The organism is Lysobacter enzymogenes, assembly GCF_023617245.1.
GTDB lineage: Bacteria > Pseudomonadota > Gammaproteobacteria > Xanthomonadales > Xanthomonadaceae > Lysobacter > Lysobacter yananisis.
This window is the reverse complement of the sequence record NZ_CP067396.1, coordinates 774,454-787,648: the sequence shown is the minus strand read 5'-3', so window position 1 is coordinate 787,648 and position 13,195 is coordinate 774,454. Positions and strand designations below refer to the sequence as shown.

The 13,195-nt window shown below is 72.5% G+C and carries 11 protein-coding genes; 2 read left to right on the top strand and 9 right to left on the bottom strand.

Going from position 1 to position 13,195, the window contains the following annotated elements; genetic code table 11:
- The first annotated feature begins 44 nt into the window (after positions 1-44).
- A complete protein-coding gene (locus tag JHW41_RS03335) occupies positions 45-815 on the top strand; it encodes a L,D-transpeptidase family protein (RefSeq protein ID WP_428995449.1) in 771 nt (256 codons plus the stop codon).
- A 485-nt stretch (positions 816-1,300) separates the two neighbouring features.
- Here the strand turns inward: JHW41_RS03335 and JHW41_RS03330 are convergent, their stop codons facing one another.
- From JHW41_RS03330 to JHW41_RS03290, 9 genes are all read right to left on the bottom strand, one after another.
- Positions 1,301-3,163, bottom strand: a complete 1,863-nt coding sequence (locus tag JHW41_RS03330) for a DUF885 domain-containing protein (RefSeq protein ID WP_428995448.1) — start codon at positions 3,161-3,163, stop codon at positions 1,301-1,303.
- 149 nt (positions 3,164-3,312) lie between these two features.
- Positions 3,313-4,599, bottom strand: coding sequence for an alpha/beta hydrolase family protein (locus tag JHW41_RS03325; RefSeq protein ID WP_250449027.1), 1,287 nt, complete (start codon positions 4,597-4,599; stop codon positions 3,313-3,315).
- Positions 4,600-4,933: 334 nt separating this feature from the next.
- Complete coding sequence (locus JHW41_RS03320) at positions 4,934-6,145, bottom strand: M24 family metallopeptidase (protein WP_250449026.1); 1,212 nt, start codon at positions 6,143-6,145, stop codon at positions 4,934-4,936.
- Positions 6,142-7,749 carry an aldehyde dehydrogenase family protein gene (locus JHW41_RS03315; protein ID WP_250449025.1) on the bottom strand — a complete coding sequence of 536 codons (1,608 nt, stop codon included), beginning with the start codon at positions 7,747-7,749 and terminating at the stop codon, positions 6,142-6,144. The genes JHW41_RS03320 and JHW41_RS03315 overlap by 4 nt, the downstream gene beginning before the upstream one ends.
- A 2-nt stretch (positions 7,750-7,751) precedes the next feature.
- Positions 7,752-8,657 carry a dihydrodipicolinate synthase family protein gene (locus tag JHW41_RS03310; protein ID WP_078997485.1) on the bottom strand — a complete coding sequence of 302 codons (906 nt, stop codon included), beginning with the start codon at positions 8,655-8,657 and terminating at the stop codon, positions 7,752-7,754.
- Entirely contained in the window at positions 8,654-9,997 is a 1,344-nt protein-coding gene (locus JHW41_RS03305; RefSeq protein WP_250449024.1) for an FAD-dependent oxidoreductase, read from the bottom strand. The genes JHW41_RS03310 and JHW41_RS03305 overlap by 4 nt, the downstream gene beginning before the upstream one ends.
- Positions 9,990-10,238, bottom strand: a complete 249-nt coding sequence (locus tag JHW41_RS03300) for a 2Fe-2S iron-sulfur cluster-binding protein (protein ID WP_057949179.1) — start codon at positions 10,236-10,238, stop codon at positions 9,990-9,992. The genes JHW41_RS03305 and JHW41_RS03300 overlap by 8 nt, the downstream gene beginning before the upstream one ends.
- Positions 10,235-11,335 (bottom strand): NAD(P)/FAD-dependent oxidoreductase, encoded by a 1,101-nt coding sequence (locus JHW41_RS03295; protein ID WP_250449023.1) that lies wholly within the window; start codon positions 11,333-11,335, stop codon positions 10,235-10,237. Before JHW41_RS03295 ends, JHW41_RS03300 begins: the two co-directional genes overlap by 4 nt.
- Positions 11,336-11,354: 19 nt before the next feature.
- Positions 11,355-12,293 (bottom strand): 4-hydroxyproline epimerase, encoded by a 939-nt coding sequence (locus JHW41_RS03290; RefSeq protein WP_250449022.1) that lies wholly within the window; start codon positions 12,291-12,293, stop codon positions 11,355-11,357.
- 192 nt (positions 12,294-12,485) lie between these two features.
- Between JHW41_RS03290 and JHW41_RS03285 the strand changes: the two genes are divergently transcribed.
- A complete protein-coding gene (locus JHW41_RS03285) occupies positions 12,486-13,184 on the top strand; it encodes an AraC family transcriptional regulator (protein ID WP_250451370.1) in 699 nt (232 codons plus the stop codon).
- Positions 13,185-13,195: the final 11 nt, after the last annotated feature.

Genomic DNA, 13,195 nt, shown 5'->3' with positions numbered 1-13,195 from the left:
AGCCCGTCGCACCCGGCGAACCATTTTCCAGGAACCAATCCGCCATGCCCCGCTACGTCCCCGCCCTGCTCTTCGCCGCCGCCATGACCCTCGCCGGCTGCGCCAGCACCCGCGCCGACCGCGCCGGCGACGGCGCCGCGCAGCCGCAGCTGGTGCTGGTCACCACCGCCGACTGGAACGCCACGCAAGGCCGCCTGCAGCGCTATCTGTTCGAAGGCGGCCAGTGGCTCGCGGTCGGCGAACCGGTCGCCGTCAGCATCGGCCGCAACGGCGCCGCCTGGGGCCGCGGCCTGCGCGCCGCGCCCGACGACGGCGGGCCGCTCAAACGCGAAGGCGACGGCCGCGCGCCGGCCGGCATGTTCGCGGTCGGCACCGCGTTCGGTTACGCCGAAACCGCGCAGACCGCGCTGCCGTACGCGCCGATGCGCGCCAGCCACTACTGCATCGACGTGCCCGCTTCGCCGCTGTACGACCGCATCGTCGATGCGCGCCAGGTCGGCGACGAAGCGGTGAAGGGCTCGACCGAACCGATGCGCCGCGACCTGCACGCCGACGGCGATCCGCGCTACCGCCTGGGCTTCGTCATCGCCCACAACCCGACGCACGTCCCCGGCGCCGGCAGCTGCATCTTCGCCCACCTGCAGCGCGCGCCGGGCGAACCGACCGCCGGCTGCACGGCGATGAGCGACGCGGCGATGGACGAACTGCTGGCGTGGCTGCGGCCGCAGGCGCGGCCGCTGTTCGTGCTGTTGCCGCAGGCGCAGTATCGGGCGGTGTGGAAGGCGTGGGGCTTGCCGCAGCCGGTTGCGGACTGAGCGCGACCGACGGCGTCGCGTCGCAACGCATACCGTCTAGCCCCCACGACCGTCATTCCGGCGAAAGCCGGAACCCATTTTGACTTTGCTTCGACCCGCACGCCGCAGGGACTTCAAAACACTGTCGCGATGAAGCCCTGGATTCCCGCGTTCGCGGGAATGACGATAGGTGAGGTCGCGGCAAGAGGGTCGAGCGCTGCATCCGCGCCACCGCATATCGCACTGCTCATCGACCCGCCGCGCAGTCCTCACACCGTCATTCCGGCGAAAGCCGGAACCCATTTCGACTTTGCTTCGACCCGCACGCCGCAGGGACTTCAAAACACTGTCGCGATGAAGCCCTGGATTCCCGCGTTCGCGGGAATGACGATAGGTGAGGTCGCGGCGGGACGAAATAGCGTTGCATCACGCCGCATCACGCTGCCGCATCACGCCGCTCGATCGCGCTGCCGCATCACACCGCTCCGCTCGATCGAGCCACCCGATCACCCCGCCGCAGCGCTCTTCTTCGCCGCCGCATCGCGCTTCTTCTCCGCCGCCTTGGCCCGGCTCTCCTCGATGAACCGGTCCACCCGCCGCTCCAGCACCGGCAGCGGCACCGAGCCCAGCGCCAGCACCGCGTCGTGGAAGGCGCGGATGTCGAAGTCCTCGCCCAGCGCTTGCTCGGCCTTGGCGCGCGAGCGCTCGATGCTCATCTGGCCGAGGTAGTACGACAGCGCCTGCCCCGGCCAGCCGATGTAGCGGTCGACCTCGGTCTCGATCTCATGCTCGCTCAGCGCGGTGTTGTCGCGCAGGAACGCCAGCGACTGCTCGCGGGTCCAGCCCAGGTGGTGCACGCCGGTGTCCACGACCAGGCGGCTCGCGCGCCACATCTGGTAGGTCAGGTAACCGAAGTAATCGTAGGGCGTGTCGTACATTCCCATCTCGATGCCGAGCTTCTCGGTGTACAGCGCCCAGCCTTCGCCGTAGGCGGAGATGTAGGTGTAGCGGCGGAAATCCGGCAGGCCCTCGTGTTCGGCCGCCAGCGACATCTGCAGCGAATGGCCCGGCGCGGATTCGTGTAGGGTCAGCGCCGGTAGGTTGAACAGGGGGCGCGACGGCAGGTCGTAGGTGTTGACCAGATAGACGTCGCGGCCGCCGCGGCCGGCGGTGTAGAACGGCGCCAGATCCGGCGGCACCGGCTTGATCGCGAAGCGCTGGCGCGGCAGCAGGCCGATGTAGTTGCCGATCTCGGCGTCCACGCGCTTGGCCAGCCACGAAGCGCGCATCAGCAGTTCGTCGCCGCTCTTGGGATAGAACTTCGGATCGGTGCGCAGGTAGTGCAGGAACTCCGGGAACGTACCCTTGAATCCCGTCTTGACGATGGTCTGCTCCATCTGCGCGCGGATCTTGGCCACTTCCTCCACGCCGATCCGATGGATCTGCTGCGGAGTCAGGTCGAGCGTGGTGAATTCGCGGATCTTGGCGCGGTAGTAGTCCTCGCCGCCGGGCATCTTCTCCGCGGCGAGGGTGGTGCGCGCCTGCGGCGTGTACTCGTCCTGCATGAACCGCAGCAGCTTGCGGTACGCCGGCAACACCGAGGCGTCGATCGCCTTGGCCGCTTCCGCGCGCAGGCGCGCCTGCTCGGCGGCGGGGATGGTGGCCGGCATCTTCTTGAACGGGGTGTAGAGCAGGTTGTCCTCGAGCTTGGCGTCGACGACTTCCTTGATCGACACGTCGCGCCCGGTCAGCGTCACCCGCGGCACGCTGAAACCGCGCTTGAGGCCCGCGCGCATGTTGACGATCTGCTCGTCGAAATAGCGCGGGATGTCGCGCAGCTGGCCGAGGTAACGCTCGTAGCCGTCGACGTCGCGGAAGGTGCGGCGCGCGGTGAAGCCCAGGTTGGTCCAGAACGCGCTGTCGCTGTTGAACGGCATCTCGTACTGGCGCACGCGCTGGTTGGCGAGCAGGCTCTGGATCTGCTGGCGGAACACTTCCAGGTTGACCGGGTCTTCGCCTTCGAGCTGCTTGGCGTCGATGGCGTCGAGTTCCTTGAGCACCTGCGCCCAATAGCGCTCGCGCTCGGCCTGGGTGGCTGGATCGACCTTCGGCAGGCGCGCGGCCGGCTGGCCCTGCGGACCGTCCTCGTCGTCGCCGCCGGCGAACTGCGCCTGGCGCCATTTCCATTCGCGCGTGTACAGCGCCTTGAAACGCGCCGCGGCGCTGTCGGCGGCCGCGCTGGCGGCCTTGTCGGCGGCGGCGGGCGCGGCTTGCGCAGCCAGCGCGGACGCGGGCGCGAGCGCCATCAGCACGGCCACGGACAACGCGGCCAGCGGCGCGCGCACGGAAACGGAACGGATCGAAGGCATCGCGGGACCCTGCGGTTACGGATTCGCCCATGATGCGGGAATCGCCGGGTCCGCGGATATGCCTTTGGGGCTAGAAAACAGCGAAAAGCAGCGAGAAGCGAGCCGGGCCCGGCCGGCTCGCCGCTCGCGTCTTTGCGCCGTCGGCTGTTTCAGGGCACCGGGCGGAACTCCGGATACGCCGGGCTGCCGCGGTCGAACAAGCGCGTCGGCCGGCCCTTCAAGTACAGGTCGAAGAACGCGCGGTTGTGGTAACGCGTCGCGGCCACGGCCTGCGCCGGCGGCAGGCTGCCGTAGACGGCGACGCCGAAGCCGGGCGGCACCGCGTCGCCGAGCGCCGGCAGCACCGCGGTGAAATCGCTGAAGGTGAAATGCTCGCCGCGGGCGACGTTGACCTCGCGCTTCCAGCCGCGTTGGCTGGCCCAGAACTGCGGCCACGACGGATCGTGCGAATCCAGGTGGCTGTGCACGCCGGCGCCGACCAGCAGGAACGGCCGGTCCAGGCCGAAACGCGCGGCCAGGGTCGGGCCGTACGGCAGGTCCTGCGGCGGGCCGTAGGTGGTCGAGAGGCGGCCGTCGTAATCCAGGCCGGCGTCGAAACGGCGGTCGAAGAACATCGTCTCGGCCGCGGTGGTGCCGCCGTAGGAATGGCCGAGGAAACCGACCCGCGCCAGGTCCAGCCCGCCGCGCCAGCCCGACGGCAGGCGGCCGTGTCCGGCGCCGGGATAGAAACCGCGGTTCGACAGCGTCAGCGCATCGAGCAGATGACGCGAATCGCCGACCCGCGTGTCGAGCCACATCTGGGTCGATTCCACCGTTTCCACCAAGTCCTGGCCGCGCACCACGCGCCCGCCCGGGAATGCGGTGTAGAACGCTTCGTGGGTGTGGGTCATCGACGCGACCACGTAGCCGTGGCTGGCCAGATCGTCGGTGAGCGAGCTGTAGAGTTCGCGGAAGTACTGCAGGCCCGGCGAGAACAGCACCACCGGCCAGCCGCGCGGGCTGCGCAGCAGCGGCGCGCCCTGGATCGCCGGCCGGCGCGCGCCGGCCCAGTCCACCGCTTCGGGCGCGATGCCGTAGCCGGCGGCGGTGGCGCTCCATTCCGGCACCATCGCCGGTTCCAGCCACGGCGCGCGCGCGCCGCGCGCGTGCGGCGCGATCGGATAGCTGACGGTGACCATGTACTCGCGCGGCCCACCGACGAAACGATCGGTGCGCGCGCGGTCGACGATGTGCAGGGTGAAGGTGCCGACCTTGTACGGGCCGGTGGTCGGCGGCAGGTCGAAGCGCTTGGGCGCCGCTGCCGGTGCCTGCGGCGTCGCCGCGAGCGCGGGCGCGGCGGCGAGCAGCGACAGCGCCGGCGACAACAGCGCCACGGCCAGCAAACGTCGGGGCGCGGCGGCGAAACGGGACAAGCCAATGCGGATTGCGCGGAACATGCGAACCTCCTTGGACGGCGTGTTCAGGGGACGCGCCGCGCGCAGGGCGCGAGCCCCGGCGACGGCGCGGACCACAGCGAAACGCGGACCGCACGGGCGCGGCCAATGCCGCATTGCATGGTCGGGAGCGCAAAGCTTGATCGGCCGCGCAGATACGCAGTTCGGAACGAACGGTTGCCGCGCGTTGGCGGGTTGCGCCGGCGGTTGGGGGTGCGCGGTCGCGGCTCGCGCCGCTCCTACAGGGGCTTCGGTCGGTTTCGTCTCCGACTGCAGGAGCGGCGCAAGCCCCGACCGCGCACCCGCGACCGCCGACGAACCTCGCCCCGCGCGCGAATCAATCCGCGAACGGCCGGTCGATCGCCACCGACGGCTCGGTGAACCAACGCGCGCCGTCTTCGGTGACGAAGAAATGATCCTCCAGCCGCACCCCGAACCGCTCCGGCACCACGATCATCGGCTCGTTCGAACAACAGTTGCCGACCTCCAGCCCGACGCGGTTGCCGCGCACCAGGTACGGCGCCTCGTGCACGCTCAACCCGCAGCCGTGGCCGGTGCGGTGCGGCAGCCCAGGCAGACGGTAGTCCGGCCCCAGGCCGCCGCGCTGCAACACCGCGCGCGCCGCGTCGTCGACCGCTTCGCCGCTAACGCCGGGACGCACCGCTTCGAACGCGGCGCGCTGGGCCGCGTGTTCCAGGTCCCAGATGCGCCGCTGGTCGTCGTCGGCGCGGCCGCAGATGTAGGTGCGGGTGATGTCGGAGTGGTAGCCCTGCACCGCGCAGCCGGTGTCGATCAGCACCAGTTCGCCTTCGCGCAACTGCTGCTCGCCGGGGATTCCGTGCGGGAACGCGGTGGCGCGGCCGAACTGGACGATGCAGAAGGTCGAGCCGTTGTCGGCGCCGAGCGCGCGGTGCGCTTCGTCGATGAAGCGGCGCAGGGTCGCGGTGGAGACGCCCTCGTCGGCCAGGCCGGCGGCGAGACGATGCACCTGCAGGGTCATCGCCGTGGCCTGTTGCATCAGCGCCAGCTCGGCCGGCGACTTGCGCGCGCGGCAACCGTCGACGATCGCCGCGGCGTCGCCGAGTTCCAGCTGCGGCGCGGCCGCGCGCAGGCCGGTGAAGATCGCGAACGCCGCGCCGGGGTCCAGCGCCAGCCGGCGCGCGCCGCGCTCGCGCAGGGCCGCGGCGACCAGCGCGTGCGGGTCTTCGTGTTCTTCCCAGAACCGCGCCTGGGCCGGAATCTTGAGCACGTGCGCGAGCGAACCGGCTTCGAACGCCGGGCACACCAGCAGCGGATCGCCGTCGAGGGTCAGCAGCAGCGCCACCAGCCGCTCGCTCGCACCCCAGGGCACGCCGGCGAAATAGCGCAGCGAGGCGCCGGCGCTGACCAGCAGCGCGTCGAAGCCGTGCGCGCGCATCAGCGCGCGCGCGCGTTCCAGGCGCCGCTGGTACTCCTCCGCGCCGATCGCCGGCGCGCGTTGCGCCCACGGCGCCAGCTGCGCGCGCGCCGTTTCCAGGGTCAGTCCGCCGATCTGCGCCGCTGCGTTCATGCCGTCGTTCCGCCCGTCTTCGTCGCGATGTCGTCCAAGGTCCAGCCGCCGTCGATCCAGCGCGACAGCCCGCCGGGATTGCGGTCACGCAATTCCTCCGGCAGCACGTCCTGGCGCACGTGGTCGTAGCAATGCAGCGCGGCGAAGCGGCGGATCGCGCTGGGCATGCCGACCGCGGTGAAACCCGGATGGCCGGTGCTCGGATACGGGCCGCCGTGGTTCATCGCCGCGCTGACCGCGACGCCGGTGGGCATGCGCCCGTCGATCAGCCGGCCCACGCGCGGGCGCAACGCGCCGGCCAGACGGCGCCAGTCGTCGTCGTCCGCGGCGCTGTCGCCGCCGTAGATGGTGCCGGTGAGATTGCCTTCCAGCGCCGCGGCGACCCGCAACGCCTCGTCGATGCCGTCGACCCGCACCACCAGGCTGGCCGGGCCGAACGCCTCGCTCTGCAGGCGGCGGTCGGCCACGAACGCAGCCGCGTCCACGCCGAGCAGCGCCGGCCGCACCCGATAGCCCTCGCCGTCCGCCGCCACGTCGCCGCCGAGCGGCTGCGCACCGGCCGCGCGCCAGGCCGCCACGCCCGCGCGCAGGTGATCGAGCACGCCTTGCGAGAACATCGTGCCGGCCGGCGCGGCGTCGAAACGCGTGGCCGCGGCGGCGACGAACGCGTCGCCGGCCTCGCCGCGCGGCACCACCACCACGCCGGGGTTGGTGCAGAACTGGCCGACGCCGAGCGTGCACGAAGCGAAGAATTCCTGCGCCAGCGCCTCGCCGCGCTCGCGCAACGCGCCTTCGAGCAGGAACACCGGGTTGACGCTCGACAGCTCCAGATAGGCCGGCACGCCGGCCGCGTCGGCCGCGGCCTTGAGTGCGAGCCCGGCGCTGCGGCTGCCGGTGAACGCCAGCGCGCCCAGGCGCGCGTCGCTGGCCAGTTCCAGGCCGAGCGCGGGGTCGAGGTGATACAGCACCTGCAGCGACTGCGCCGGCAGGCCGGCGTCCAGCAACGCGCGGTGCGCCAGCTGCGCCAGCCGCTGGCTGGTGCCCGGATGCGAGGGATGGACCTTGGCGATCACCGGATTGCGCGCGGCGATGGCCGAGGCGAAATCGCTGCCGGCGACCGCGTTGAACGCGAACGGGAAATTGTTCGGCCCGAAGATCAGCACCGGCTTGCGCAGCGGTGCCAGGTGCGAGCGCAGGCCGGCGGCGGTGTCGATGATCGGCTGGGTCCAGCTGCGCTCGCGCGCGGCGCGAGCGGCCTGGCGCAGCTGGCCGCTGGCGCGCGGCAATTCGACCTCGGCCAGGCGCGGCCGCGCCGGCAGCGCGGTTTCCAGGTGCGCCAGTTCGACCAGCGTCTCGCCGTCGGCCTCGATCGCCGCGGCGTAGGCGTCGAGGAACGCCGCGATGCGCGCGGGCGCGCACGCGGCCAGTTCCTCGGCGGCCGCGCACGCGGACGCCAACGCAGCGCGCGCGTCCTGCGCGCCGGAGATCGGGAACGCCGCGCCGACCTCGACCGCGCGGGTCGGGTCGAAGGCGCGGAACTCGCCGGCCGCGTCCAGCGAAGCCTGCCAGCGCCCGCCCACCAACACCGGTTCGCGCGCGCTCATCGTCACAGCTCCGGACGCTGCGCCTGGGCGCGTTCGATCACCGCCAGCGCGGCGTCGCGCTCGGCGCCGGTCACCGGCAGGCGCGGCGCGCGCACGTGCTCGGCGCCCATGCCGACCTGGGCCTGCACCAGCTTGATCAGCTGCACGAACTTGGGCACGGTGTCGAGCCGCAGCAGCGGCAGGAACCACGCGTACAACGCTGCCGCCGCGGGCGCGCCGCCGTCGCGGGCGAGTTCGAACAGGCGCACCGATTCCTTCGGATAGGCGTTGACCAGGCCCGCGATCCAGCCGGTCGCGCCCATCGCCACGCCTTCGACGATGGCGTCGTCCATGCCGACCAGCAGCTCCAGCCGGTCGCCGAGCAGCGCGCGCAGCGCGGCGAAGCGGCGCACGTCGGCGGAGGATTCCTTCACCGCCTGCACGTTGGCGAATTCGCCGGCGAGTTCGGCGATCTGTTCGGGCGAGAAGTCGGTCTTATACGCGACCGGGTTGTTGTAGATCATGCACGGCAGGTCGGTGGCGGCGATCACCGCGGCCACGTGCGCCTTCATCTCGCGCCAGTCGGTCGAATACACGTACGGCGGCAGCACCATCAGGCCGGCGCAGCCGATCTTCTTGGCTTCCTGGGCCAGGCGCACGGCCTCGGCGGTGGACAGCGCGGCGATGCCCGGGATCACCGGCGCGCGGCCGTCGAGCGCGGCGACCAGGGTGCGCAGGATCGCCAGCTTGTCGTCGAAGCTCAGCGTCGCCGCCTCGCCGAGCGAGCCCAGCGGGACGATGCCGGTGCAGCCGGCGTCGATCAGCTCGCGCGCGTGGCGGGCGAGGAAGTCGTGGTCGATCGCGCCGTCGGCGTGGAAGGGAGTGGTGATGGCGGGGATGACGCCGCGCCAGATGGAAGCAGTGCTCATGGAACGGTTCCTTGTGGGACTGAGTGCGTGATCGGTTCGGACGCCGCCGGCGGCGGCGCGTGCGGCGCGGCGCCGTGCGCGGCCAGGGCCGCCAGGCGCACGGGGAAAACGGGAGGACGCGGGCCCGCGGCGGACAGCGACGGCGCGAACGCCGGCCCGCGCAACTGCGCCAGCGCGGCGCCGCAGACGCGGCCCTGGCAGCTGCCCATGCCGCAGCGGGTGGCGAGCTTGGCCGCGCGCCAGTCGGCGTGGGCGTCGATCTCGCCCAGGCGCACGTCTTCGCAGCGGCATACCAAGGCGTCCGGCGTCGCCGCGGCCAGGACCCGCGGATCGAGCCGGAAGTGTTCCGGCAACAACGCCGCGAACGCGCGCGCCCGCGCGCGCCGCGGCTGCAGCGCGCGCGCGGCCTCGACCGCGCCGGCGGCGGCGTGGCCGGCCATCGCGCCCTCGACCAGCGCGCAGTCGCGGCCGCCGATGCCGCAGACCTCGCCGGCGGCGTACACCGAAGCGACGCTGGTGCGCAGCAGCGCGTCCACGCGCACGCAGGCATGGGCGCCGTGCGCCTGCAGCTCGCAGCCCAGTTGCTGCGCCAGTTCCAGATTCGGCACCAGCCCGTAGCCGACCGCGAGTTGGTCGACCGCGATGCGTTCGCCGTCGTTCAATTCGGCCTCGACCACGCGGCCTTCGCCGTGCGCGGCCACGACCCAGCGGCCGGTGCGATACGGCGTGCCGGCCAGACGCGCGCGCAAGGCCGCGGCCTGGGCCAATTTGCCCGGCCAGCGCCACAGATGACGCGCGAACGCGTGCAATCGCGCGGCCGGCGCCTGTTCGCAGATCGCGACCACGCGCGCGCCGTGGCGCTGCGCGGTGGCGGCCGCGGCCAGCAGCAGCGGGCCGCTGCCGGCGACCAGTACGCGCCGGCCGGCGATCGGCCAGCCTTGCTTGACCAGCGCCTGCAGGCCGCCGGCGCCGGTGACGCCGGGCAAGGTCCAGCCCGGAAACGGCAACAGCAATTCGCGCGCGCCGGTGGCCAGCACCAACGCGCCGTAACTCAGTTCGATGGCGGTTCCGGCTTGTTCGACCAGCACCTGCCCGGGCTCGGCCGCGACCACCTGCGCCTGCCCGAGCCAGCGCACGCGTGCGCCGGCGAGCAATGCGTCGAGGCGCTCGCGCGCCGGATCGGACGCAGGCCGGCGCGCGTCGCGCCGCCACACCTGTCCGCCCGCATTGGCCTGCATGTCGACCAGCGCGACCCGCGCGCCGTGCGACGCGGCCGCCTGCGCCGCCGCCAGCCCGGCCGGGCCGGCGCCCACCACCAGCACGTCGCAGCGCTCAGTCATCGCAGGCCACCCGCATGCCCTCGCGCGCCGGCACCAGGCACGAGCGCTGGTGCTCGACGCCGTCGATGCGCACCCGGCATTCGAAGCACACGCCCATGCCGCACAGCGGCGCGCGCGGCTGGCCGCTGCGCGAGCGGCGGAAATGCGGCGCGGCCAGCGCCACCGCGGCGGCGACGCTGGCGCCGGCGGGCACTTCGACCGCGACGCCGTCGATGTCCAGGCGAACCGGCGCGGCGCTCATCGCAGCATCCGCGTCGGCGCGTACGGCGCCGGATCGATGGCCGGCGCGCGGCCGAGCAGTTGCTCGACCAGCAACTGCGCCGTGCCCAGCGCCGTGGTCACGCCCAGGCCTTCGTGGCCGGCGGCGACCCAGGTGTGCGGGCGCGGCGCGAACGCGCCGATGTAGGGGAGGCCGTCCGGCGTGCACGGGCGGAACCCCGTCCACACCCGCAACGCCTGCAATTCGCGCAGCATCGGCACGAAGGCGAAAGCGCGTTCGAGCATGCGCCGCAGCATCGGCGGCGAGACCGCCCGCTCTTCGACGCCGAACTCGCGCGAGGAGCCGATCAGGATCTGCCCGGTCGGCCGCGGCTGCACGTTGAAGGCGACGCTGCTGTCGGCGTCGCCGTGGGCGCTGTCGGCATAGCCGAGTTCCAGCAGTTGATGGCGGATGCGGCCGGGATAGCGCTCGGTGATGACCAGATGGCCCTTGCGCGAACGCATCGGCAGTTGCGGCAGCAGTTCGGGCAGGGCGCAACCGGTGGCGACCAACACCGGGCCGCGCAGTTCGCTGCCGTCGTCCAGGCGCGCGCCGTGCGCGGTCAGCGCGACCGCGCGGCGGCCGAGGAAGGCCTGCGCCTGGCGTTCGCACGCCAGTTGCAGCAGATGCTGGGCGACGCGCGGCGGATACACCACCGCTTCGCCCGCGACCAACATGCCGCCGCACAGGCCGGGCGTGAGATACGGCTCCAGCGCGTACAACTCATCGGCACCGACCGGCCGCGCCTCGATTCCGGCCGCGGCCAGGCGCGCGACCTTGGCCGCGACGCCGTCGAGTTCGCGCGGCTCGCGCGCGACCCACAAGGTGCCGCAACGGCTGAATTCGGCGAGCGGCAGGTCGGCAAAGCGCTCCCACAACCGCAGCGACAGGCGCGACAACGCCAGCTCGGCCGGATCGTCGTCCATCGCCACCAGATGCCCCATCGCCGCCGCGGTCGCACCGCCGCCGACCGGGCCGGGTTCGACCACCGCCACGCGCAGGCCCTCGCCGGCCGCGCGCTCGGCGCAGGCCGCGCCGACGATGCCGGCGCCCAGGACGATGAGGTCGTAGCTGGCCATGGCGCGCTAGGCGGCGCGCTCAGCGCGCGCCGATGCCCCAGGCGAAGGGATCGGTTTCGTCGATCAGCAACTGCGCGCGCGCGGTGATGTGGGCGCTGCCGGTGATGGTCGGATGCACGCCGCGCTCGCCGCTGCGGTACGAGCCTTCGAACACGCTGCCGAGCACGCTCTCCTGGCGCCACAGCGCGCCCGGCGCGAGCTTGCCGTCGGCGGCCAGGCAGGCGAGCTTGGCGCTGGTGCCGGTGCCGCACGGTGAGCGGTCGTAGGCCAGGCCCGGGCACAGCACGAAGTTGCGGCCGTCGATGCCGGGCGTGGTCGAAGCGGTTTCCAGTTCGATATGGTCGATCTGCGCGCCGTCGGCGCCGCGCACGCCGGCCGCTTCCAGCGCGGTGCGGATCGCCTCGGCGAACGCGCTCAGCTCGCGCACGTGGGTCAGCGCGATCACCCGCGCGACCTTGACGATGAAGAACCAGTTGCCGCCCCAGGCCACGTCGCCGCACACCGCGCCGTAGCCGGGCACGTCGAGCCTCACCTGCGCGGCGTGGCGCCAGCTTTCGACGTTGTCGACCGACACCCGTCCGTCGTCGTGCAGGCGCGCGCCGACCGTGCCGACCGGGGTGTCGATGCGGTGCTCGCCCGGCTCGATGCGGCCGAGGAACTGCAGCGTGCGCACCAGGCCGATGGTGCCGTGGCCGCACATGCCCAGGGTGCCGACGTTGTTGAAGAAGATCGTGCCGGCGCAGGCGTCGGGCGACTGCGGCGGCAGCAGCAGCGCGCCGACCACGGTGTCGGAACCGCGCGGCTCGCAGGCGATCGCGCTGCGCCAGCCGTCGTATCGCTCGCCGAAGCGGCGGCGCTGTTCGGCCAGGCTGCCGCCGCCGAGGTCGGGGAAGCCGGCGACCACCACGCGGGTGGGTTCGCCGCCGGTGTGCGAGTCGATGATGTCGAGGCTGTGCATCCGCTCATGCTCGCGTCGCGGGCGCCTGGAGGTCTAGACGGGCTTGCCGGTCGCCGATGCGGAATTCGGCACAATGGCCGACGCGGCTGCGGGCATAATCGGCGGGGTCTCCACTGCCTGCCCGCGGCTGCCGCCATGGCCACTGCCCTGCCCGCGCCCCAGCCCGATCCGGTGCGGATCGACGCCGAACTGATGCAGACCTTGTGCGACGCGCTCGCCGACGTGGTGTTCTTCGTCAAGGACGAAGCCGGCCGTTACACCCACGCCAACCTGACCCTGGTCCGGCGGCTGGGACTGAAGCGGCGCGAGGAGGTGATCGGCCGCGACGTCGCCGAAGTGTTTCCGGCGCGATTGGCCGCGCGCTACGCCCAGCAGGACCGGCGCGTGCTCGACGGCGACACGATCGAGAACCAGTTGGAAGTGCATCTGTATCCGAACCGCCGCCCGGGTTGGTGCCTCACCGGCAAGCGCCCGCTGGCGCTGCCCGACGGCGGCCACGGCCTGGTCGGGCTGTCGCGCGATCTCGGCGCGCCGGACGGGCGCGATCCCACCTACGAGCGGCTGCGGCGGGTGTTGGAACACATGCAGGCGCACTACGCCGGACCGCTGCGCATCGCCGCGCTGGCGCGGCTGGCCGACCTGTCGGTAGCGCAGCTGGAACGGCATTTCCAGCGCGTGTTCCAGCTCACGCCGCAGCAGAGCCTGACCCGGCTGCGGATCGAAGCGGCGATGCGCGAGCTGTGCGGCGACGCGAGCATCGCCGAGGTCGGGCTGGCCTGCGGCTTCACCGACCAGAGCGCGTTCGCGCGCCAGTTCAAGGCGATGGTCGGAATGGCGCCGCGCGATTACCGCGCATTGCATCGCGGCGGCCAGTGGGGGCCGGCGCGCTGACGCGCCGCCGT

What these genes read in the sequence shown, in the direction of transcription:
- JHW41_RS03300 (WP_057949179.1), bottom strand. Translation starts at nt 10,238, where the DNA reads ATGAGCGCCGCGCCGGTTCGCCTGGACATCGACGGCGTCGCGGTCGAA.
- JHW41_RS03290 (WP_250449022.1), bottom strand. Translation starts at nt 12,293, where the DNA reads ATGCACAGCCTCGACATCATCGACTCGCACACCGGCGGCGAACCCACC.
- JHW41_RS03330 (WP_428995448.1), bottom strand. Translation starts at nt 3,163, where the DNA reads ATGCCTTCGATCCGTTCCGTTTCCGTGCGCGCGCCGCTGGCCGCGTTG.
- JHW41_RS03285 (WP_250451370.1), top strand. Translation starts at nt 12,486, where the DNA reads ATGCAGACCTTGTGCGACGCGCTCGCCGACGTGGTGTTCTTCGTCAAG.
- JHW41_RS03325 (WP_250449027.1), bottom strand. Translation starts at nt 4,599, where the DNA reads ATGTTCCGCGCAATCCGCATTGGCTTGTCCCGTTTCGCCGCCGCGCCC.
- JHW41_RS03315 (WP_250449025.1), bottom strand. Translation starts at nt 7,749, where the DNA reads ATGAGCGCGCGCGAACCGGTGTTGGTGGGCGGGCGCTGGCAGGCTTCG.
- JHW41_RS03320 (WP_250449026.1), bottom strand. Translation starts at nt 6,145, where the DNA reads ATGAACGCAGCGGCGCAGATCGGCGGACTGACCCTGGAAACGGCGCGC.
- JHW41_RS03335 (WP_428995449.1), top strand. Translation starts at nt 45, where the DNA reads ATGCCCCGCTACGTCCCCGCCCTGCTCTTCGCCGCCGCCATGACCCTC.
- JHW41_RS03295 (WP_250449023.1), bottom strand. Translation starts at nt 11,335, where the DNA reads ATGGCCAGCTACGACCTCATCGTCCTGGGCGCCGGCATCGTCGGCGCG.
- JHW41_RS03310 (WP_078997485.1), bottom strand. Translation starts at nt 8,657, where the DNA reads ATGAGCACTGCTTCCATCTGGCGCGGCGTCATCCCCGCCATCACCACT.
- JHW41_RS03305 (WP_250449024.1), bottom strand. Translation starts at nt 9,997, where the DNA reads ATGACTGAGCGCTGCGACGTGCTGGTGGTGGGCGCCGGCCCGGCCGGG.